The following is a 1071-nucleotide window of genomic DNA, read 5'->3' on the forward strand; positions in this document are numbered from 1 at the left end:
GGAGCAGGAGCTTCGGCATCTCCTTTCACTGTTCTAGGTTTCTTCTTTGAGGGGCCGGCAGCTATTCTATCATCTGTTTTGAGTTCCGTGATACTGAGCGTCGCTGTAGTTTTTTGATTAGAGGCTATGTATAATTGACCCCGAAAGGGGTCATTGTTTTGAGTGAACTGGAGAACAGTGGGAGAGAAAGAGATCAGGCGGAGAAGAAAGTGGACAGTGAAGTCAAATCTGTCCTTACCAAATACACATTTGTTGCAGTCTTAGTACTTGCAGTGGTTCTGATGCTTCTCTCTTCAAGAGGCAGGGTAGAGGAGTTCGATCCGGAGAGTGTGTTTCCAACTATTGAGGAGACGTCTCTTCTCTTCATAAATGAGAACCTTCTTCCGGAAGGCGAGGAGATTGAACTTCCGGAGATAGTCTCCATCGACTACAGTGAAATCGAGTGGGGATTATACTCGTATGAGGCTATTGTGAAATATTACTTATCTGGAGCTGTCAGAAGCCTCCACACTGTCTGGGAGTACAGAGTTCGAGATGATACCCTGGATCTCTTAGGATACTCTTCTGATGGTGAAAACTGGTTAGAACTTGATGGTTATCACGCACACTGTAGGCCAGAAATTGCATTCTGAGATTGCAAATACGTTGACTTGATGCGGGTATTAAGTGTAAAATCGTTAAGTAAGAACAAGCTCAATATCACTCAAAAGGGGGTAATCGAATGAAAAAAGTCCTGATTCTTGTGGCAGTCCTTCTTGTTGCATCGGTTTTCGTTGCAGCACCGAAGAACTTCATTCTCGGCCAGGGTCTCTACGGAGATGTAGTGTATGATCTAGCTGGAAACATAACGGGTTATGAAGGAATGGACTTCTATATCTTCCAGGCTAGCACTTACTACGAAAAGGCACTGACACCAGGTGAACTAAATGCCTATACATTTGATGGCAAATTCCTGTTCTTTATTCCGGTTTTTGGTAGAGGATGGGAATTCGTGCTGAGACCAGTGGACAATATTATTTTGACCGCTGGGCTAAGCCTTCTTTATAACTTCCTCCCCGGGCCGTATCTTGG

The 1071-nt window shown here is 44.4% G+C and carries 2 protein-coding genes; both read left to right on the top strand.

Features of this window, described 5'->3' with window-relative positions:
* Positions 1-158: 158 nt before the first annotated feature.
* Positions 159-632 (top strand): hypothetical protein, encoded by a 474-nt coding sequence (locus BG32_RS03990; protein WP_259459498.1) that lies wholly within the window; start codon positions 159-161, stop codon positions 630-632.
* Between the two features lie 89 nt (positions 633-721).
* Positions 722-1071: hypothetical protein (locus BG32_RS03995; RefSeq protein WP_121526427.1), on the top strand; the 350-nt coding region annotated here is incomplete at its 3' end.

The sequence above is a fragment of the Mesotoga sp. HF07.pep.5.2.highcov genome, from assembly GCF_003666285.1.
GTDB classification, from domain to species: domain Bacteria; phylum Thermotogota; class Thermotogae; order Petrotogales; family Kosmotogaceae; genus Mesotoga; species Mesotoga prima.